15 protein-coding genes, 2 tRNA genes and 3 rRNA genes are annotated in these 20,963 nt (G+C 52.8%); 15 read left to right on the top strand and 5 right to left on the bottom strand.

Features of this window, described 5'->3' with window-relative positions; all coding sequences use genetic code 11:
* Positions 1 to 2: 2 nt before the first annotated feature.
* Positions 3 to 491, bottom strand: a complete 489-nt coding sequence (rfaH, locus tag O6D90_RS23025; RefSeq protein WP_016157855.1) for a transcription/translation regulatory transformer protein RfaH — start codon at positions 489 to 491, stop codon at positions 3 to 5.
* A 204-nt stretch (positions 492 to 695) separates the two neighbouring features.
* Between rfaH and ubiD the strand changes: the two genes are divergently transcribed.
* The 4 genes from ubiD (at position 696) to O6D90_RS23005 (ending at position 5,067) form a co-directional block, all read left to right on the top strand.
* Positions 696 to 2,189: a 4-hydroxy-3-polyprenylbenzoate decarboxylase gene (gene ubiD / locus O6D90_RS23020; protein ID WP_016155145.1), complete on the top strand. Its 1,494-nt coding sequence runs from the start codon at positions 696 to 698 to the stop codon at positions 2,187 to 2,189.
* Between the two features lie 40 nt (positions 2,190 to 2,229).
* On the top strand, positions 2,230 to 2,931 hold the full coding sequence (gene fre / locus O6D90_RS23015) for an NAD(P)H-flavin reductase (protein ID WP_003828903.1): 702 nt from the start codon (positions 2,230 to 2,232) through the stop codon (positions 2,929 to 2,931).
* A 233-nt stretch (positions 2,932 to 3,164) separates the two neighbouring features.
* Positions 3,165 to 4,079 (top strand): ROK family protein, encoded by a 915-nt coding sequence (locus tag O6D90_RS23010; protein ID WP_016157856.1) that lies wholly within the window; start codon positions 3,165 to 3,167, stop codon positions 4,077 to 4,079.
* A 7-nt stretch (positions 4,080 to 4,086) separates the two neighbouring features.
* Positions 4,087 to 5,067: a LacI family DNA-binding transcriptional regulator gene (locus tag O6D90_RS23005; protein ID WP_016157857.1), complete on the top strand. Its 981-nt coding sequence runs from the start codon at positions 4,087 to 4,089 to the stop codon at positions 5,065 to 5,067.
* A 176-nt stretch (positions 5,068 to 5,243) separates the two neighbouring features.
* On the opposite strand, the gene fadA is transcribed toward O6D90_RS23005, so the two are convergent.
* On the bottom strand, positions 5,244 to 6,407 hold the full coding sequence (fadA, locus tag O6D90_RS23000) for an acetyl-CoA C-acyltransferase FadA (protein WP_016155148.1): 1,164 nt from the start codon (positions 6,405 to 6,407) through the stop codon (positions 5,244 to 5,246).
* 9 nt (positions 6,408 to 6,416) lie between these two features.
* Positions 6,417 to 8,606 (bottom strand): fatty acid oxidation complex subunit alpha FadB, encoded by a 2,190-nt coding sequence (gene fadB, locus O6D90_RS22995; protein WP_016157858.1) that lies wholly within the window; start codon positions 8,604 to 8,606, stop codon positions 6,417 to 6,419.
* 189 nt (positions 8,607 to 8,795) lie between these two features.
* Here fadB and pepQ point away from each other — a divergent pair, with 189 nt between their 5' ends.
* From pepQ to rrf, 9 genes are all read left to right on the top strand, one after another.
* The gene (gene pepQ, locus O6D90_RS22990; RefSeq protein ID WP_016155150.1) at positions 8,796 to 10,127 is read left to right on the top strand and encodes a Xaa-Pro dipeptidase; all 1,332 of its coding nucleotides are present in this window, start codon (positions 8,796 to 8,798) and stop codon (positions 10,125 to 10,127) included.
* A complete protein-coding gene (locus O6D90_RS22985) occupies positions 10,127 to 10,741 on the top strand; it encodes an IMPACT family protein (RefSeq protein WP_016157859.1) in 615 nt (204 codons plus the stop codon). Before pepQ ends, O6D90_RS22985 begins: the two co-directional genes overlap by 1 nt.
* Positions 10,742 to 10,779: 38 nt before the next feature.
* The gene (gene trkH, locus O6D90_RS22980; RefSeq protein WP_271143231.1) at positions 10,780 to 12,231 is read left to right on the top strand and encodes a Trk system potassium transporter TrkH; all 1,452 of its coding nucleotides are present in this window, start codon (positions 10,780 to 10,782) and stop codon (positions 12,229 to 12,231) included.
* Between the two features lie 11 nt (positions 12,232 to 12,242).
* Positions 12,243 to 12,788, top strand: a complete 546-nt coding sequence (gene hemG, locus O6D90_RS22975) for a menaquinone-dependent protoporphyrinogen IX dehydrogenase (protein ID WP_016157860.1) — start codon at positions 12,243 to 12,245, stop codon at positions 12,786 to 12,788.
* Positions 12,789 to 13,140: 352 nt separating this feature from the next.
* Positions 13,141 to 14,682: ribosomal RNA gene (locus O6D90_RS22970) — 16S ribosomal RNA — on the top strand.
* 71 nt (positions 14,683 to 14,753) lie between these two features.
* Positions 14,754 to 14,830 (top strand) — tRNA-Ile (locus tag O6D90_RS22965).
* 108 nt (positions 14,831 to 14,938) lie between these two features.
* A tRNA-Ala gene (locus O6D90_RS22960) sits at positions 14,939 to 15,014 on the top strand.
* 208 nt (positions 15,015 to 15,222) lie between these two features.
* A 23S ribosomal RNA gene (locus tag O6D90_RS22955) occupies positions 15,223 to 18,129 on the top strand.
* Between the two features lie 94 nt (positions 18,130 to 18,223).
* Positions 18,224 to 18,339, top strand: a 5S ribosomal RNA gene (gene rrf, locus O6D90_RS22950).
* The 16S, 23S and 5S rRNA genes sit together here with 2 tRNA genes alongside, the layout of an rRNA operon.
* 121 nt (positions 18,340 to 18,460) lie before the next feature.
* Here the strand turns inward: rrf and mobB are convergent.
* Both mobB and mobA read right to left on the bottom strand, forming a co-directional pair.
* A complete protein-coding gene (gene mobB, locus O6D90_RS22945; protein ID WP_029139699.1) occupies positions 18,461 to 18,979 on the bottom strand; it encodes a molybdopterin-guanine dinucleotide biosynthesis protein MobB in 519 nt (172 codons plus the stop codon).
* Positions 18,961 to 19,488: a molybdenum cofactor guanylyltransferase MobA gene (gene mobA, locus O6D90_RS22940; RefSeq protein WP_019077952.1), complete on the bottom strand. Its 528-nt coding sequence runs from the start codon at positions 19,486 to 19,488 to the stop codon at positions 18,961 to 18,963. The genes mobB and mobA overlap by 19 nt, the downstream gene beginning before the upstream one ends.
* 126 nt (positions 19,489 to 19,614) lie before the next feature.
* On the opposite strand from mobA, the gene O6D90_RS22935 reads away from it, so the two are divergent.
* Both O6D90_RS22935 and O6D90_RS22930 read left to right on the top strand, forming a co-directional pair.
* Positions 19,615 to 19,884, top strand: a complete 270-nt coding sequence (locus O6D90_RS22935) for a YihD family protein (RefSeq protein ID WP_003028616.1) — start codon at positions 19,615 to 19,617, stop codon at positions 19,882 to 19,884.
* A 76-nt stretch (positions 19,885 to 19,960) separates the two neighbouring features.
* Positions 19,961 to 20,947 (top strand): serine/threonine protein kinase, encoded by a 987-nt coding sequence (locus O6D90_RS22930; protein ID WP_016155155.1) that lies wholly within the window; start codon positions 19,961 to 19,963, stop codon positions 20,945 to 20,947.
* The last annotated feature ends 16 nt before the right edge of the window (positions 20,948 to 20,963 follow it).

Below are 20,963 nucleotides of genomic sequence, written 5' to 3'. Positions count from 1 at the left end.
ACTTATATTTTTTGAAAACCGGTATTTTTCACGCTCTGCTTAATCTCTTTATTCAAGAGGTTAAGCAGCAGCATGGAACGCGCTTCGCCATCCGGTTCGGTGAAGATCGCTTTCAGTCCCTCAAACGCCCCTTCAGTAATAATCACGCTGTCCCCTGGCTGAGGGGTTTGCGGGTCAACAATACCTTCAGGCTTGTAGATAGAAAGCTGGTGAATTACGGGGGATGGGACGGTCGCAGGCGTCGCTCCAAAACGAACGAAATGGCTGACACCACGCGTGGCGTTGATCGTGGTGGTGTGGATCACTTCCGGGTCGAACTCGACAAACATGTAATTAGGGAATAGTGGTTCACAGACTGTGGTACGTTTACCGCGCACCATTTTTTCCAGGGTGATCATAGGCGTCAGGCAGTTCACCGCCTGTCTTTCCAGGTGTTCCTGGGCTCGCTGAAGTTGCCCACGTTTGCAGTACAGTAAATACCAGGATTGCATAATAACTCTTATTCGCTTGTTCTGAGCGCTAGCATAGCAAAAGCCATGAGTTAAGTTAATTATACCCACCTCAAAGCAGGCTGAAACCCAACGGGTATATACTCCCAGGGCTTATATGTATCGCCAGAGTTCACGCTAATTTAACAAAAATACAGCATCACAATGATGAACGCCGTATAATGAAGCGCTTACGAAGAGGCCACAATGGACGCCATGAAATATCACGATTTACGCGACTTCCTGACGCTGCTTGAACAGCAGGGCGAGCTCAAACGCATTTCGCTTGAGGTGGATCCCCACCTGGAAATTACTGAAATTGCCGATCGCACTCTGCGTGCTGGCGGGCCTGCGTTACTGTTTGAGAATCCTAAAGGCTATTCAATGCCGGTGCTGTGTAACCTGTTTGGCACACCGAAGCGTGTTGCGATGGGGATGGGGCAGGAAGATGTCTCGGCACTACGGGAAGTCGGTAAACTGTTGGCGTTTTTGAAAGAGCCGGAGCCACCGAAAGGATTCCGCGATCTGTTTGATAAGCTGCCGCAGTTTAAGCAGGTGCTGAACATGCCGACTAAGCGGTTGCGCGGTGCGCCTTGTCAGCAAAAAATCTACTCCGGTGATGACGTCGATTTAAACCGTATTCCGATTATGACCTGTTGGCCGGAAGATGCCGCACCGCTGATTACCTGGGGGCTAACCGTAACGCGTGGTCCGCATAAAGAGCGGCAGAATCTGGGCATTTATCGCCAGCAGCTGATTGGCAAAAACAAGCTTATTATGCGCTGGCTGTCCCACCGCGGCGGCGCGCTCGATTACCAGGAGTGGTGTGCGGCGCATCCTGGCGAACGCTTCCCGGTTTCGGTGGCGTTGGGGGCAGATCCTGCGACCATTCTGGGGGCCGTGACGCCCGTCCCTGATACATTATCCGAGTACGCATTTGCCGGGCTGTTACGCGGCACCAAGACCGAAGTGGTCAAATGTATTTCCAACGATCTGGAAGTGCCCGCCAGTGCTGAAATCGTGCTGGAAGGGTATATCGAACCGGGTGAGCTGGCCCCGGAAGGACCGTATGGCGATCATACCGGCTACTACAACGAAGTAGATAGCTTTCCGGTCTTTACCGTCACGCACATTACCCAGCGTGAAGAGGCGATTTATCACTCTACTTATACCGGACGTCCGCCTGATGAGCCCGCGGTGCTTGGCGTGGCGCTGAACGAAGTTTTCGTTCCTATTCTGCAAAAGCAGTTCCCGGAAATCGTCGATTTTTACCTGCCTCCGGAAGGCTGTTCATATCGTCTGGCCGTGGTGACGATGAAAAAACAGTACGCTGGTCATGCCAAACGCGTCATGATGGGTGTTTGGTCGTTTTTGCGCCAGTTTATGTACACCAAATTTGTTATTGTCTGCGATGATGATGTCAATGCACGCGACTGGAATGATGTGATTTGGGCAATTACTACCCGTATGGACCCGGCTCGGGATACGGTACTGGTAGAGAATACGCCAATTGATTACCTGGACTTTGCCTCGCCGGTTTCCGGCCTGGGTTCAAAAATGGGGCTGGATGCCACAAATAAATGGCCGGGTGAAACCCAACGCGAATGGGGACGCCCGATTAAAAAAGATCCTGAAGTAACTGCGCGTATTGACGCAATTTGGGATGAACTGGCCATCTTTAATGACGGCAAAAGCGCCTGAGGCGCGATCGTTTTGCCTATTGATCCGACAGAGAGAGCGCATGACAACCTTAAGCTGTAAAGTGACCTCGGTAGAAGCTATCACTGATACCGTATATCGCGTTCGTTTAGTGCCAGACGCGGCGTTTTCCTTTCGTGCTGGCCAGTATTTAATGGTCGTGATGGACGAAAGGGATAAGCGTCCGTTCTCCATGGCATCCACGCCGGACGAGCAAGGATTCATTGAGCTGCACGTTGGCGCCTCTGAGCTAAATCTTTATGCCATGGCTGTGATGGACCGCATTCTGAAAGACCGGGAAATCAAGGTCGACATTCCGCATGGCGAAGCCTGGCTGCGTGATGAAGACGAGCGCCCGCTGATCCTGATTGCCGGTGGTACAGGGTTCTCTTACGTGCGTTCCATTCTGCTTACTGCGCTGGCGCGTAATCCAAACCGCGATATCACCATTTACTGGGGTGGGCGTGAAGAGAAGCATCTCTACGATCTCTCCGAACTGGAAGCGTTGTCTGTTAATCACCCGAATCTGCGCGTTGAGCCAGTGGTGGAACAGCCAGAAGACGGCTGGCGTGGTCGTACGGGAACCGTGTTAACGGCGGTATTGCAGGATTACGGTACCCTGGCTGAGCACGATATCTACATTGCCGGTCGTTTTGAAATGGCCAAAATCGCGCGCGATCTGTTCTGTAATGAACGCAGTGCGCGTGAAGATCGCCTGTTTGGCGACGCTTTCGCGTTCATTTAAGCGCTGTGCGCCGGAGCCCTTCCGGCGCATCCATCAATCATCTGTCTTCCAACTAGCAGGGCGCAGGCCTGGCGTCATTGCCTCTCTTTCTCATCATAATTATTTTTTAGTAAACATAATATGTCCGTCACTCAAACATAAATTGAGTTTTTGTGACAGCTCTCCATGTGTTTAGTAAACAAAATAGGCAAGCTAAACCGCATCACATTGTGAGAGGCAAATGAGGAAAAACCATGAGGCTCGGACTGGATATCGGCGGGACTAAAATCGAAGCGGTGGTGATTGATAACGCGGGTGAAATTGTTTACCGCGAACGATGTGCGACACCAAAGCAGCGTTACGGTGATTTTTTCCAGGCCGTGACGGAGATGATAGCCAGGGCTATGCAGGCCATTAATCAGCCTTTATCGGTTGGCATCGGGGTGCCAGGTGCGGTGGATAGCGAAGGTTTGATTAAGAATTCCAACATTCTGGTGCTGAATCAGCAAGCCTTTGCGCAAGATCTCGAGCGTGCATTAGGAATGCCAGTGCCCGTTACCAATGATGCCAACTGCTTTACCCTGTCAGAAGCGATGGACGGTAGTGGGCGTGGGCATAGCGTGGTATTTGGCGTGATCCTCGGTACCGGATGCGGCGGTGGTCTGTGCATCGAGAACCGGTTGATCTCCGGCCCTAACGCCTGTGCCGGAGAGTGGGGGCATAATGCCTTGCCGCGCTACCACGGATCTCGGGACGGGGCTGAAGTGACATGCTATTGCGGACAGTTGAACTGTATTGAGAGCTTTATTTCCGGTAGCGGCCTGGAGCGCCAGTATATGAATCACACCGCGCAACATATGGGTGTGCCACAAATTATGCAACGGGTAGCATCGGGTGATGCAGACGCCTGTTTGTTGTGGGAACGCTATTGCGATCAACTGGCTCGCGCGTTGGCGAGTGTGGTGAATATGCTCGATCCCGATGTTATCGTGCTGGGGGGCGGGGTATCCAATATCGATTTACTGTACTCAGGCTTACAGGCGCGAGTGGCGCAGTACGTGTTTGGTAAGCAGTGCCGCACACCGATCGTTCAGGCCTGCCACGGCGACAGCAGCGGCGTACGCGGCGCAGCCTGGCTGGGGGCGCAACAAGCCACAGTAAATCCATGAGAGTGAAATGACGAAACATGTACGTATCAGAGACATTGCCGACGCTTGTGGCGTCTCGGTTGGCGCTGTTTCCCGCGCGCTAAAAGGGCAACCGGGGCTGCGTGAAGAGACCCGGCAGCGCATTATTTCAGTGGCGCAGCAGCAGGGTTATGATTTTTCACGCCTACGCGCAGATAAAATCAAACGTGTCCTGTTTTTACTGCATCGCCAGCACAATATCAGCCGGGCTTTACCGTTTTACTCTCAACTGCTGCTGGGGATAGAAGATCTGTGTCGCGAAAAGGGGGTTGCGCTGAGCTTTCTCTCTATAGGTCCAGGCGATGCAGTGAGTGAGCAGGTGATGCTGCACCAGCCTGATGCGCTGATCTGCGCGGGATTTTTTGAACCTGAGTTGCTTGGGCTGCTACAACAGATGAAATTGCCGCTGGTGCTGGTGGATCTCTGGGCGCCAGGACTGCCTTGCGTGAATCCTGACAATACCCTGGGCGGCTATCTGGCCACGCAACATCTGATTGCGCAAGGCAGCAGCCGCATTGCTTTTCTTGCCAGTACGCTCGCGCACTACAGCATCCGTCAGCGTGAAAAGGGCTACCGTCAGGCATTGTATGAAGCCCGTTTGCTAATGCCGCCAGAGTACGATGTCGTTGCGCCGCCGCTGCTGGATACCGAGCAATCTCTGGTGGATGCGGTTAATGAGCTACTCAGACTGCCAGAGCCGCCCGATGCCATTTTTGCCTATAACGACGCTGCAGCGATGGTTGTTCAGCAGGTGTGTGCGCAGCAGGGTATACGTATCCCGGAAGATCTTGCGCTGGTGGGATTTGATGATATCGATGCTGCGTCCTGGTCACATCCGCCGCTGACTACCATTGCGGTTGATAAAAAACAGCTGGGGCGTGAAGCGCTGCGTTTACTGCTGGAAGAAAATCAGGAAGAGAATCTGCTACTGCCGGTGCAGTTAGTGGTGCGTGGTAGTTCAGGGAAATAAAAAACCCGCCCCTGACAGGCGGGAAGAACGGCAACTAAACCTTTCCCCGTCATAATTCACACTGCCTCTTTGTGGGCTGCCTGCGCTCACCCCGGTCACATAGTTATCTATGTTCCCGGGGATTCGCTCAGTGGCTGCCGCGATGCAGCGCGAATTATTTGGGAATTTATCTTTGATTAAACTCGCTCAAATACCGTTGCGATACCCTGACCTAACCCGATACACATCGTCGCCAGACCAAACTGCACGTCTTTGCGTTCCATCAGGTTGAGCAGGGTGGTGCTGATACGCGCCCCAGAACAGCCCAGCGGGTGACCCAAGGCGATCGCCCCGCCGTTGAGGTTGATCTTCTCATCGATCTGCTCCATCAGCCCCAGATCTTTAATACACGGCAGGATCTGAGCGGCAAAGGCTTCGTTCATCTCAAACAAGCCGATGTCGCTGGTGGAGAGCCCCGCTTTTTTCAGCGCCAGCTTTGAGGCCGGAACCGGGCCGTAACCCATGATTGACGGATCGCAGCCGACAACAGCCATCGAACGAATACGGGCACGCGGCGTCAGACCCAGTTGACGGGCGCGGCTTTCGCTCATTACCAGCATCGCCGCTGCGCCGTCGGAGAGCGCAGAAGAGGTACCGGCAGTCACCGTTCCGTTCACCGGATCGAACGCTGGGCGCAGGGTGGAGAGCGCTTCAACGGTCGTTTCCGGACGGATAACCTCATCGTAGTTAAACTGCTTCAGCACGCCGTCGGCATCATGACCGCCGGTCGGGATGATTTCGTTTTTAAAAGCGCCAGACTGTGTTGCAGCCCAGGCGCGAGCGTGTGAACGTGCGGCGAAAGCGTCCTGCATTTCACGACTGATGCCGTGCATGCGGGAGAGCATTTCCGCGGTCAGGCCCATCATCCCTGCGGCTTTCGCCACGTTGCGGCTCATACCCGGGTGGAAATCAACGCCGTGGCTCATTGGCACATGGCCCATATGCTCAACGCCGCCAATCAGGCACGCCTGAGCATCGCCAGTCATGATCATGCGTGCCGCATCGTGCAGCGCCTGCATGGACGAACCGCACAGGCGATTGACCGTGACGGCCGGAACGGAGTGCGGAACTTCCGCTAGCAGCGCGGCATTACGGGCGATATTGAAACCCTGCTCCAGCGTTTGTTGCACACAGCCCCAGTAAATGTCATCAAGCGCGGTTGGCTCCAGCGCCGGATTACGCGCCAGCAGGCTACGCATTAAATGTGCAGAGAGATCTTCTGCCCGCACGTTCCGAAACGCGCCCCCTTTCGAACGGCCCATCGGGGTACGGATCGCATCAACAATTACAACCTGTTCCATTGTGACTCCTTAAGCCGTTTTCAGGCTGCCAACCGGGCGGGCTGGCTCAACCTGGGGATAATACGGTTCGTTATGGCGCGCTTTATCACGCAGACCGACCGGAACTTCATACAGCGGACCAAGGTGCTGATACTGCTGAGCCATATCGAGATACTTCGCGCTGCCGAGCGTATCCAGCCAGCGGAACGCACCGCCATGGAACGGAGGGAAGCCCAGACCGTATACCAGCGCCATATCGGCTTCTGCCGGGCTGGCGATAATGCCTTCTTCCAGGCAACGCACTACTTCGTTGACCATAGGGATCATCATGCGGGCGATAATCTCTTCATCGCTGAAGTCGCGTTTCGGCTGGCTGACCTCTGCCAGCAGATCGTCAACGATGGCATCTTCTTCTTTCTTCGGCTTGCCCTTGTTGTCTTCTTTATAACGCCAGAATCCAAGACCGTTTTTCTGCCCGAAACGGTTAGCATCAAACAGGGCGTCTATCGCATCGCGATAATCTTTCTGCATACGCTGAGGGAAGCCTGCGGACATCACCGCCTGCGCGTGGTGCGCGGTATCAATACCTACCACGTCCAGCAGATAAGCCGGGCCCATCGGCCAACCAAACTGTTTTTCCATCACTTTGTCGACTTTGCGGAAATCCGCCCCGTCGCGCAGCAGCTGACTGAAACCGGCAAAATAGGGAAACAGCACGCGGTTAACGAAGAAACCAGGGCAGTCATTAACCACAATCGGCGTTTTGCCCATCTGGCTTGCCCAGGCGACAACCTTAGCGATGGTTTCATCCGAGCTTTTCTCGCCGCGAATGATCTCAACCAGCGGCATACGGTGCACCGGGTTAAAGAAGTGCATCCCACAGAAGTTTTCCGGACGCTTAAGCGCGCTGGCCAGTTCGTTGATTGGGATGGTGGAAGTATTCGAAGCCAGTACGGTGTCCGGGCGAACCTGATCTTCGGTTTCCGCCAGTACCGCTTTTTTCACTTTTGGGTTTTCTACGACCGCTTCAACTACCACGTCCACGCGTTCGAAACCGCTATAGTCGAGGGTGGGGTGAATGGTGGAAATAACGCCCGCCATTTTCAGACCGTCAATTTTGCCGCGCTCCAGCTGTTTGTTCAGTAGCTTGGCCGCTTCGGTCATACCCAGCGTTAATGATTTGTCGTTGATATCTTTCATGACAACCGGCACGCCTTTCCAGGCCGACTGGTAAGCGATGCCGCCGCCCATAATGCCTGCGCCCAGCACAGCCGCTTGCTTTGGCGCTTCAACATTTTTGGTGAGCTTTTTGGCTTTGGCTTTCACGAACTGATCGTTAAGGAAAATTCCAACCAGTGCGCGGGCTTCATTGGTGTGCGCGAGTGGAACAAAGCTTTTATTTTCCAGATTCAGCGCTTCTTCACGACCAAAACGGGCCGCTGCTTCAATGGTTTTTACCGCGGTAATCGGTGCGGGATAATGCTTACCTGCCGTCTGCGCCACCATACCTTTGGCGATGGTAAAGCTCATTGCTGCTTCAATTTTGCTGAGTTTCAACGGCTCCAGCTTCGGCTGACGTTTGGCTTTCCAGTCGAGGTCGCCGTTAATCGCCTGACGTAATACCGCGATCGCGCCATCAAGCAGTTTGTCTTGCTTCACTACGCCATCGACCAGACCGATTTTTAGCGCCTGCTCAGCACCCACATCTTTACCCGCAGCAATAATTTCCAGCGCGCTGTCCGCACCCAGCATACGTGGCATACGCGCGGAGCCGCCAAAGCCTGGCATAATGCCCAGCTTGGTTTCTGGCAAGCCGATGCGCAGGTCCGGCGTAGCCAGACGATAATCGGTCGCAAGGACACACTCGCAGCCACCGCCCAGCGCATAGCCGTTAACCGCTGAGAGAGTCGGAACAGGCAGATCTTCCAGGCGATTAAACACGCTGTTGGCAAAATGCAGCCACTGGCTCAGTTGCTCTTCAGGTACGAGGAACAGTGAAAGGAATTCGGTGATGTCGGCACCAACAATAAAGGCTGCTTTGTTAGAACGCAGCAGCAGCCCTTTTAAATTCGGTTGTTTTTCCAGCACGTCAAGCGCATGGCCCAGGCTGGCAACGGTGGCCGTGTCGAGTTTATTGACTGAACCTGGGGCATCGAACACCAGTTCGGCGATGCCATCTTCCAGCCAGTCGAGGTACAGGGTGTCGCCTTTGTAAAGCATGTCAGTCTCCTGAATCCGCAAGGTGATCTGGTCATACCAGATGAATCGAAGTGTGTGTTTTATGTTAAAAAAATGCAAATGAATGATTAAAGAAATGACGATTTGATCACGCTCGGCAGAAATCACGCACTCACAAAACGATGTGCTAAGATGCGGACACTTGAGGTCAAAAAAACAGAAGGATAGAAAATGGAATCACTGGCCGCACTCTATAAAAATCATATCGTTACCCTACAAGAACGGACGCGCGACGCGCTGGAGCGCTTCAAGCTGGATGCGTTACTTATTCACTCAGGAGAACTTGTTAACGTCTTTCTCGACGATCATCCCTACCCGTTTAAGGTCAATCCGCAATTCAAAGCCTGGGTGCCTGTAACGCAGGTTCCTAACTGCTGGTTGCTGGTGGATGGCGTGAATAAGCCGAAATTGTGGTTCTACCTGCCGGTCGATTACTGGCACAACGTTGAGCCGCTGCCGACCTCCTTCTGGACGGAAGAAATTGAGATCATCGCGCTGCCAAAAGCTGATGGTATCGGTAGCCAACTGCCTGCTGCTCGCGGCAATATCGGTTACATCGGTCCGGTTCCGGAACGCGCGCTGCAGCTGGACATCGCGGCCAGCAATATCAACCCTAAAGGGGTTATCGACTACCTACATTATTATCGTGCTTACAAAACAGATTACGAACTGGCCTGTATGCGCGAAGCACAGAAAATGGCGGTGAATGGACACCGTGCCGCGGAAGAAGCGTTCCGTTCCGGGATGAGCGAGTTTGACATCAACCTCGCTTACCTGACTGCTACCGGTCATCGCGACACCGACGTGCCGTACAGCAACATCGTGGCGCTTAACGAGCATGCTTCGGTTCTGCATTACACCAGGCTGGATCATCAGGCTCCGTCTGAAATCCGCAGTTTCCTGCTGGACGCCGGTGCGGAATACAACGGCTATGCAGCAGACCTGACGCGTACGTGGTCGGCGAAAAGCGACAACGACTATGCGCATCTGGTGAAGGATGTGAATGACGAGCAACTGGCGCTGATTGCCACTATGAAAGCGGGCACCAGCTACGTGGATTATCACATTCAGTTCCATCAGCGCATCGCGAAGCTGCTGCGTAAGCATCAAATCATCACCGATATGAGTGAAGAGGCGATGGTGGAAAACGATCTTACCGGGCCGTTTATGCCGCATGGTATTGGTCACCCGCTGGGCCTGCAGGTACACGATGTCGCTGGCTTTATGCAAGATGACAGCGGTACGCATCTGGCCGCGCCGTCGAAGTATCCTTACCTGCGTTGCACCCGCGTTCTGCAACCGGGCATGGTCCTGACCATCGAACCGGGCATCTACTTCATTGAATCGCTGCTGGCGCCGTGGCGTGAAGGGCAGTTCAGCAAACACTTCAACTGGCAGAAAATTGAAGCCCTGAAACCGTTCGGCGGTATTCGTATTGAAGATAACGTGGTGGTCCACGAGAACAATATCGAAAACATGACACGGGATTTAAAACTGGCGTAATGGACAGTTGGTTAATCCCTGCGGCGCCGGTAATCGTCGTTGAAGAGATCAAAAAAAGCCGCTTCATTACGCTGCTCGCCCATACGGACGGCGTAGAAGCGGCGAAAGCGTTTGTTGAGTCAGTCAAAACGGAACACCCGGACGCCCGCCACCATTGTGTGGCTTGGGTGGCGGGCGCGCCCAATGACTCGCAGCAGCTGGGATTTTCAGACGATGGCGAACCGGCAGGTACGGCAGGAAAACCGATGCTCGCGCAGCTGATGGGGAGTGGCATCGGTGAGATTACCGCGGTGGTGGTGCGCTACTACGGCGGTATCCTTCTGGGTACGGGTGGGCTAGTGAAAGCCTACGGTGGCGGCGTGAATCAGGCGTTGCGTCAGTTAACGACGCAGCGCAAGACGCCATTAACCGAATATACTTTGCAGTGTGAGTACGGTCAGCTGGCAGGCATTGAAGCTTTGCTGGGGCAGTTTGACGGTAAAGTTGTTGCCAGTGATTACCAGGCTTTTGTTCGGCTCAGGGTGGCGCTTCCTTATGCCAAAGTGGATGAATTTTCGGCAAAACTGGCGGATTTTAGTCGTGGTTCATTGCAATTGTCAGCGATTGAAGAATAATCCCCACCTCATTTTAAAGAACTAAGGAAGCGGCAGAGATGCATTTTCGCGCCATCACCCGAATCGTTGGACTACTGGTCATCTTATTCTCGGGGACAATGATTATCCCCGGACTGGTAGCGCTCATCTACCGCGATGGGGCAGGGCGTGCGTTTACTCAAACTTTCTTCGTTGCTCTGGCGATCGGCTCCATGCTGTGGTGGCCAAACCGTAAAGAGAAGGGCGAGCTGAAATCGCGCGAAGGGTTTCTGATTGTCGTTTTGTTCTGGACCGTGCTGGGTAGCGTGGGTGCGCTACCGTTCATCTTTGCGGAAAGCCCTAACCTCACGATAACCGACGCTTTTTTTGAATCCTTCTCCGGATTAACCACCACGGGGGCGACAACGCTGGTGGGGCTGGATTCATTGCCACACGCTATCCTCTTTTATCGACAGATGCTGCAATGGTTCGGCGGGATGGGGATCATCGTGCTGGCGGTGGCTATTTTGCCTATTCTTGGCGTCGGTGGGATGCAGCTCTACCGGGCAGAAATGCCGGGCCCGCTGAAAGATAACAAAATGCGTCCGCGTATTGCCGAAACGGCGAAAACGCTGTGGCTTATCTATGTATTACTGACGGTGGCGTGTGCGCTGGCGCTATGGTTTGCCGGGATGCCCGCGTTTGACGCTATTGGGCACAGCTTTGCTACGATAGCCATCGGCGGCTTTTCCACACACGATGCCAGCGTGGGGTATTTCGACAGTCCCACGATTAACACCATTATTGCTATCTTCTTGCTGATCTCCGGTTGTAACTATGGTCTGCACTTCTCTTTATTAAGCGGTCGCAGCCTGAAGGTCTACTGGCGCGATCCAGAATTCCGCATGTTCATTGGGGTGCAGCTGACGCTGGTGGCTGTCTGTACGCTGGTGCTGTGGATACACAATACCTACGGTTCGGCACCCACGACCATCAACCAGGCTTTTTTTCAGGTGGTATCAATGGCGACGACCGCCGGATTCACTACGGACAGTATTGCCCGCTGGCCGTTGTTCCTGCCGGTGCTGTTGCTGTGTTCTGCTTTTATTGGCGGCTGTGCCGGGTCGACGGGCGGCGGCTTGAAGGTGATTCGAATCCTGTTGCTGTTTAAGCAGGGTAACCGCGAATTGAAACGACTGGTCCACCCGAATGCGGTTTACAGTATCAAGCTGGGTAACCGTGCTTTGCCGGAGCGAATCCTTGAAGCTGTGTGGGGATTCTTCTCTGCCTATGCGCTGGTCTTTATTATCAGTATGCTGGCGATTATTGCGACCGGTGTTGATGACTTCTCCGCGTTTGCCTCTGTTGTGGCGACGCTGAATAACCTGGGGCCAGGGCTGGGGGTTGTCGCCGACAACTTTGCCAGTATGAACCCCGTGGCGAAGTGGATCCTGATTGCCAATATGCTGTTTGGTCGTCTGGAGGTCTTTACCCTGCTGGTACTCTTTACCCCTACTTTCTGGCGTGAATAATGGAGTAACACGTGAAAACACTGATTCTTTTTTCTTCCCGGGACGGACAAACGCGTGAAATCGCCGAGTATCTGGCTTCTGAACTCAAAGAGCTGGGCGTTTGGGCGGATGTCGTTAATTTGCATCGTACCGCGGAGCCTGACTGGCAACATTATGACAGCGTGGTGATTGGCGCCTCGATTCGCTATGGTCATTACCATGCAGCTTTTCAGGAGTTTGTGAAAAAGCATGCCACGCGGCTGAATGCGATGCCGAGTGCCTTCTACTCCGTAAACCTGGTTGCCCGTAAACCGGAGAAACGCACGCCGCAAACTAACAGCTATGCGCGTAAGTTCCTGATGAGTTCGCCGTGGCGGCCTGATCGCAGTGCGGTTATTGCTGGCGCTTTGCTGTATCCACGCTATCGCTGGTATGACCGCGTTATGATCCAACTGATAATGAAGATGTCAGGCGGTGAAACAGATACCAATAAAGAAGTGGTGTATACCGATTGGGAACAGGTCGCGGATTTCGCGCGGGAAATCGCCCAATTAACCCACAAAACGTTGTCAAAATAAGCACAAAGAATAAAAAATACGCACTCGGAAGATTATTTTAAATTTCCCCTTGTCAGCCTGAAATAACTCCCTATAATGCGCCTCCACTGACACGGAACAACGGATTACAAACCGCCGGGTCAGCGGAGAAAAGCAAAAATAAATGCTTGACTCTGAATGAGGAAAACGTAATATACGGGACCTCGCGACAGAGCGCTAAAGCGCGTCGCAACTGCTCTTTAACAATTTATCAGACAATCTGTGTGGGCACTCGAAGATACGGATTCTTAACGTCGCAAGACGAAAAATGAATACCAAGTCTCTGAGTGAACACGTAATTCATTACGAAGTTTAATTCACGAGCATCAAACTTAAATTGAAGAGTTTGATCATGGCTCAGATTGAACGCTGGCGGCAGGCCTAACACATGCAAGTCGAACGGTAGCACAGAGGAGCTTGCTCCTTGGGTGACGAGTGGCGGACGGGTGAGTAATGTCTGGGAAACTGCCCGATGGAGGGGGATAACTACTGGAAACGGTAGCTAATACCGCATAACGTCGCAAGACCAAAGAGGGGGACCTTCGGGCCTCTTGCCATCGGATGTGCCCAGATGGGATTAGCTAGTAGGTGGGGTAACGGCTCACCTAGGCGACGATCCCTAGCTGGTCTGAGAGGATGACCAGCCACACTGGAACTGAGACACGGTCCAGACTCCTACGGGAGGCAGCAGTGGGGAATATTGCACAATGGGCGCAAGCCTGATGCAGCCATGCCGCGTGTATGAAGAAGGCCTTCGGGTTGTAAAGTACTTTCAGCGAGGAGGAAGGCATTGTGGTTAATAACCGCAGTGATTGACGTTACTCGCAGAAGAAGCACCGGCTAACTCCGTGCCAGCAGCCGCGGTAATACGGAGGGTGCAAGCGTTAATCGGAATTACTGGGCGTAAAGCGCACGCAGGCGGTCTGTCAAGTCGGATGTGAAATCCCCGGGCTCAACCTGGGAACTGCATCCGAAACTGGCAGGCTAGAGTCTTGTAGAGGGGGGTAGAATTCCAGGTGTAGCGGTGAAATGCGTAGAGATCTGGAGGAATACCGGTGGCGAAGGCGGCCCCCTGGACAAAGACTGACGCTCAGGTGCGAAAGCGTGGGGAGCAAACAGGATTAGATACCCTGGTAGTCCACGCCGTAAACGATGTCGACTTGGAGGTTGTGCCCTTGAGGCGTGGCTTCCGGAGCTAACGCGTTAAGTCGACCGCCTGGGGAGTACGGCCGCAAGGTTAAAACTCAAATGAATTGACGGGGGCCCGCACAAGCGGTGGAGCATGTGGTTTAATTCGATGCAACGCGAAGAACCTTACCTACTCTTGACATCCAGAGAACTTAGCAGAGATGCTTTGGTGCCTTCGGGAACTCTGAGACAGGTGCTGCATGGCTGTCGTCAGCTCGTGTTGTGAAATGTTGGGTTAAGTCCCGCAACGAGCGCAACCCTTATCCTTTGTTGCCAGCGGTTCGGCCGGGAACTCAAAGGAGACTGCCAGTGATAAACTGGAGGAAGGTGGGGATGACGTCAAGTCATCATGGCCCTTACGAGTAGGGCTACACACGTGCTACAATGGCATATACAAAGAGAAGCGACCTCGCGAGAGCAAGCGGACCTCATAAAGTATGTCGTAGTCCGGATTGGAGTCTGCAACTCGACTCCATGAAGTCGGAATCGCTAGTAATCGTGGATCAGAATGCCACGGTGAATACGTTCCCGGGCCTTGTACACACCGCCCGTCACACCATGGGAGTGGGTTGCAAAAGAAGTAGGTAGCTTAACCTTCGGGAGGGCGCTTACCACTTTGTGATTCATGACTGGGGTGAAGTCGTAACAAGGTAACCGTAGGGGAACCTGCGGTTGGATCACCTCCTTACCTTAAAGAAACGTTCTTTGTAGTGCTCACACAGATTGTCTGATGAAAATTAGCAGTAAGAAAATCTCTGCAGGCTTGTAGCTCAGGTGGTTAGAGCGCACCCCTGATAAGGGTGAGGTCGGTGGTTCAAGTCCACTCAGGCCTACCAAATTTCTGCTGATGCTGCGTTGCGGCGACGCTCACATACTTCAGTATGCTTCGCGTCACCACGCCTTGCCTCAACAGAAATTAAGGTTAAACGAGATTTAACTACGATGGGGCTATAGCTCAGCTGGGAGAGCGCCTGCTTTGCACGCAGGAGGTCTGCGGTTCGATCCCGCATAGCTCCACCATTCCTTACTGCAAAAACACAAGAAAACTTCAGAGTGTACCTGAAAAGGTTCACTGCGAAGTTTTGCTCTTTAAAAATCTGGATCAAGCTGAAAATTGAAACGACACACTGTTTCATTTCTCCGTAAACAAGAAATGAAAAGCGGTGTGTCCGAGTCTCTCAAATTTTCGCAACACTGAAGTGTTTTACGAAACATCTTCGGGTTGTGAGGTTAAGCGACTAAGCGTACACGGTGGATGCCCTGGCAGTCAGAGGCGATGAAGGACGTGCTAATCTGCGATAAGCGTCGGTAAGGTGATATGAACCGTTATAACCGGCGATTTCCGAATGGGGAAACCCAGTGTGATTCGTCACACTATCATTACGTGAATACATAGCGTAATGAAGCGAACCGGGGGAACTGAAACATCTAAGTACCCCGAGGAAAAGAAATCAACCGAGATTCCCCCAGTAGCGGCGAGCGAACGGGGAGCAGCCCAGAGTCTGAATCAGCATGTGTGGTAGTGGAACGGTCTGGAAAGTCCGACGGTACAGGGTGATAGTCCCGTACACAAAAGTGCATGTGTTGTGAACTCGAAGAGTAGGGCGGGACACGTGGTATCCTGTCTGAATATGGGGGGACCATCCTCCAAGGCTAAATACTCCTGACTGACCGATAGTGAACCAGTACCGTGAGGGAAAGGCGAAAAGAACCCCGGCGAGGGGAGTGAAAAAGAACCTGAAACCGTGTACGTACAAGCAGTGGGAGCCTCTTTATGGGGTGACTGCGTACCTTTTGTATAATGGGTCAGCGACTTATATTCTGTAGCAAGGTTAACCGAATAGGGGAGCCGAAGGGAAACCGAGTCTTAACTGGGCGTTAAGTTGCAGGGTATAGACCCGAAACCCGGTGATCTAGCCATGGGCAGGTTGAAGGTTGGGTAACACTAACTGGAGGACCGAACCGACTAATGTTGAAAAATTAGCGGATGACTTGTGGCTGGGGGTGAAAGGCCAATCAAACCGGGAGATAGCTGGTTCTCCCCGAAAGCTATTTAGGTAGCGCCTCGTGAATTCATCTTCGGGGGTAGAGCACTGTTTCGGCTAGGGGGTCATCCCGACTTACCAACCCGATGCAAACTGCGAATACCGAAGAATGTTATCACGGGAGACACACGGCGGGTGCTAACGTCCGTCGTGAAGAGGGAAACAACCCAGACCGCCAGCTAAGGTCCCAAAGTCATGGTTAAGTGGGAAACGATGTGGGAAGGCACAGACAGCCAGGATGTTGGCTTAGAAGCAGCCATCATTTAAAGAAAGCGTAATAGCTCACTGGTCGAGTCGGCCTGCGCGGAAGATGTAACGGGGCTAAACCATGCACCGAAGCTGCGGCAGCGACACTATGTGTTGTTGGGTAGGGGAGCGTTCTGTAAGCCGTTGAAGGTGTGCTGTGAGGCATGCTGGAGGTATCAGAAGTGCGAATGCTGACATAAGTAACGATAATGCGGGTGAAAAACCCGCACGCCGGAAGACCAAGGGTTCCTGTCCAACGTTAATCGGGGCAGGGTGAGTCGACCCCTAAGGCGAGGCCGAAAGGCGTAGTCGATGGGAAACAGGTTAATATTCCTGTACTTGGTGTTACTGCGAAGGGGGGACGGAGAAGGCTATGTTAGCCGGGCGACGGTTGTCCCGGTTTAAGCATGTAGGCGGAGATTCCAGGTAAATCCGGAGTCTTGCTAACGCTGAGGTGTGATGACGAGGCACTACGGTGCTGAAGTAACAAATGCCCTGCTTCCAGGAAAAGCCTCTAAGCATCAGGTAACACGAAATCGTACCCCAAACCGACACAGGTGGTCAGGTAGAGAATACCAAGGCGCTTGAGAGAACTCGGGTGAAGGAACTAGGCAAAATGGTGCCGTAACTTCGGGAGAAGGCACGCTGATATGTAGGTGAAGTGATTTACTCATGGAGCTGAAATCAGTCGAAGATACCAGCTGGCTGCAACTGTTTATTAAAAACACAGCACTGTGCAAACACGAAAGTGGACGTATACGGTGTGACGCCTGCCCGGTGCCGGAAGGTTAATTGATGGGGTTATCCGTAAGGAGAAGCTCTTGATCGAAGCCCCGGTAAACGGCGGCCGTAACTATAACGGTCCTAAGGTAGCGAAATTCCTTGTCGGGTAAGTTCCGACCTGCACGAATGGCGTAATGATGGCCAGGCTGTCTCCACCCGAGACTCAGTGAAATTGAACTCGCTGTGAAGATGCAGTGTACCCGCGGCAAGACGGAAAGACCCCGTGAACCTTTACTATAGCTTGACACTGAACACTGGTCCTTGATGTGTAGGATAGGTGGGAGGCTTTGAAGTGTGGACGCCAGTCTGCATGGAGCCAACCTTGAAATACCACCCTTTAATGGCTGGTGTTCTAACGTAGACCCGTAATCCGGGTTGCGGACAGTGTCTGGTGGGTAGTTTGACTGGGGCGGTCTCCTCCTAAAGAGTAACGGAGGAGCACGAAGGTTAGCTAATCCTGGTCGGACATCAGGAGGTTAGTGCAAAGGCATAAGCTAGCTTGACTGCGAGAGTGACGGCTCGAGCAGGTGCGAAAGCAGGTCTTAGTGATCCGGTGGTTCTGAATGGAAGGGCCATCGCTCAACGGATAAAAGGTACTCCGGGGATAACAGGCTGATACCGCCCAAGAGTTCATATCGACGGCGGTGTTTGGCACCTCGATGTCGGCTCATCACATCCTGGGGCTGAAGTAGGTCCCAAGGGTATGGCTGTTCGCCATTTAAAGTGGTACGCGAGCTGGGTTTAGAACGTCGTGAGACAGTTCGGTCCCTATCTGCCGTGGGCGCTGGAGAATTGAGGGGGGCTGCTCCTAGTACGAGAGGACCGGAGTGGACGCATCACTGGTGTTCGGGTTGTCATGCCAATGGCATTGCCCGGTAGCTAAATGCGGAAGAGATAAGTGCTGAAAGCATCTAAGCACGAAACTTGCCCCGAGATGAGTTCTCCCTGACCCTTTAAGGGTCCTGAAGGAACGTTGAAGACGACGACGTTGATAGGTCGGGTGTGTAAGCGTAGCGATACGTTGAGCTAACCGATACTAATGAACCGTGAGGCTTAACCTTACAACGCCGAAGATGTTTTGGCGAAAGAGACACGATATTCAGCTTGATTACAGATTAATCGACATGCGAAAAGCGTGTTGATAAACAGAATTTGCCTGGCGGCTGTAGCGCGGTGGTCCCACCTGACCCCATGCCGAACTCAGAAGTGAAACGCCGTAGCGCCGATGGTAGTGTGGGGTCTCCCCATGCGAGAGTAGGGAACTGCCAGGCATCAAATAAGTGAAGAAGCCCATCCTGCCGGATGGGCTTTTTTGCGTCTGCAGGGAATGAAAACTGCCGGATGTGACCTCCCGCCTGATCCGGCCTACAAAAGCGTATCACGACACAGCAGCTATCTTCTTATCCATTGCGTAACAAAATCGGCAACTTGCTGTATATCGTTGATATCTAACAATGGAACATCCACCGCAAGCGGAATATCACTGGCAACCGCGATAACATAGTTGTCTAACGCCAGGTCCTCTGGACTGTGCCCGCAACCGTCGCGAAAAAGAACGATCTTAGCAACAGGTTCATGCTTAAAGCCTTCAACCAACACCATATCCAGTGTAGAAGCATCCATCCTGCTTACCAGGTACGCTAAATCCAGTTCGGGCTCTTCCGGGGTCTCTACCATTAATGCCCAGCGCTGCTGGCTGGCGACCAGGGTTTGTGCTGCACCGGCTTTGCGTAGCTCATAGCTATCTTTGCCGGGCTTATCAACATCCATATTGTGATGAGTATGCTTAATCAATCCGGGACGAATGCCTCTGGCACGTAGCTCCGGGATCAATTTTTTAAGCAGCGTAGTTTTTCCCGTTCCGCTCCATGCTGCTATAGCGAGTAATGGGATCATGATTTGTCCTGCCATTTTGCAAGTTCTTCAGGGGTGTTCACGTTCACGAACGCATCTTTATGATCGCTGAAATCGACAGCATGACCGCCAGCCTGGCGCATAAAGACCATAACGCGTCTTTCACCGGACTGAAGATAATCCTGTAGCAAGGGTTGCATGGTGCGGTGCATTAGCGCAATGGTCGGATGATCTCTTTCGCCATCATGCACCCAGACAACCGGTGCAGCTTTGCGCTGTTCCTTCAAACGTTTGACCAGATCGTGAGGAATATAGGGCATATCGCACGGGCAGAACAGAAACCACTCCCCCGCTTGCTGCAGGAATACCGATAGCATCCCGGCCAGTGGGCCAGGGAAATCGGCCAATGAATCAGGGATAACTTTCAGGCCGCTTTGTTGGTAAATATCCCGGTGGCGATTGGCATTAACCACCACGGTTTCGACCTGTAAAGCGAGGGTATCGGCCACATGCCGCCAAAGAGGTTTACCATCCAGCTCAAGCAGACCTTTATCGGTTCCGCCCATCCGTCTGGCCTTACCGCCTGCCAGCACAACCCCTGTTATTGCACTATCCAGAATCACTGATATCGCCTCTTTTAATGTGGGATTGACCCTGCTAACGTATCTGTATTGAGCCTAAGGAGCACAACCATGAAATGTAAACGTCTGAATGAAGTTATTGAACTCCTCCAGCCGGCCTGGCAGAAGGAACCCGATCTTAACCTGATGCAATTTTTACAGAAACTGGCGCAAGAGTCAGGTTTTGACGGCGAACTGGCGGATTTAACTGATGACATTCTGATCTATCACCTGAAAATGCGTGACTCGGCGAAAGACGCCGTCATCCCAGGTATTCAGAAAGATTATGAAGAAGATTTTAAAACCGCACTACTCCGCGCACGTGGCGTAATTAAAGAGTAAAAGCTTGTAATCGCCACCACCGAAAGCGCTGCGAAATGATATCCTGAATCATTCGTAGTATTTTCCGGATGATGGGATGAACGACAACGCTTTTAATTTCCAGACGCTACACCCGGATACCATCATGGATGCACTGTTTGAGCAGGGGATCCGGGTGGACTCCGGGCTTACCCCGCTTAACAGCTATGAAAACCGTGTCTATCAATTCCAGGACGAAGACCGTCGACGCTTTGTCGTTAAGTTTTATCGCCCTGAACGTTGGTCTGTCGAGCAGATCCAGGAAGAGCACCAGTTTGCTCTGGAACTGGTAAGCGATGAAGTCCCGGTAGCTGCACCGCTGGTACTAAGCGGCCAAACGCTGTTAAGCCATCAGGGTTTCCATTATGCGATCTTCCCCAGCGTCGGCGGGCGGCAGTTTGAGGCCGACAATATCGATCAGATGGAGGCGGTGGGGCGCTATCTGGGGCGTATGCATCAGACCGGATGCAAGCGTACTTTTGCCTTTCGCCCGACGATTGGCCTTGAAGAATACCTGACTGAGCCGCGTAAGCTTTTTGAACACGCACAGTTGATCCCATCAGGGCAAAAAGCGGCTTTCCTGAAGGCAACGGATGCGCTTATCGCGGTCGTTACCGAACGCTGGCATGCACGTTTTACCACGTTACGTCTGCACGGTGATTGTCATGCCGGTAATATTCTGTGGCGCGATGGTCCGATGTTTGTCGATTTAGATGATGCCCGCAATGGCCCGGCTGTTCAGGATTTATGGATGCTCCTCAATGGCGATAAAGCTGAACAACGCATGCAGCTTGAAACCATTATCGAGGCTTATGAAGAGTTTAGTGAGTTCGACACCTCTGAAATCGGACTGATAGAACCTTTACGCGCTATGCGTTTAGTTTATTATCTTGCCTGGCTAATTCGACGTTGGGCTGACCCTGCGTTTCCAAAAAACTTCCCGTGGTTAACCGGGGAAGATTACTGGCATCGTCAGACCGCGACCTTTATTGAGCAGGCAAAAATTCTGCAAGAGCCCCCCTTACAATTAACGCCAATGTATTAATCGGAGAAATTTGAAC

The organism is Citrobacter sp. 21OH12SH02A-Citro (assembly GCF_027919895.1).
GTDB classification, from domain to species: Bacteria; Pseudomonadota; Gammaproteobacteria; order Enterobacterales; family Enterobacteriaceae; genus Citrobacter; species Citrobacter braakii.
Note: the sequence above shows the minus strand (reverse complement) of the source record. Positions and strands in the feature narration are given on the sequence as shown.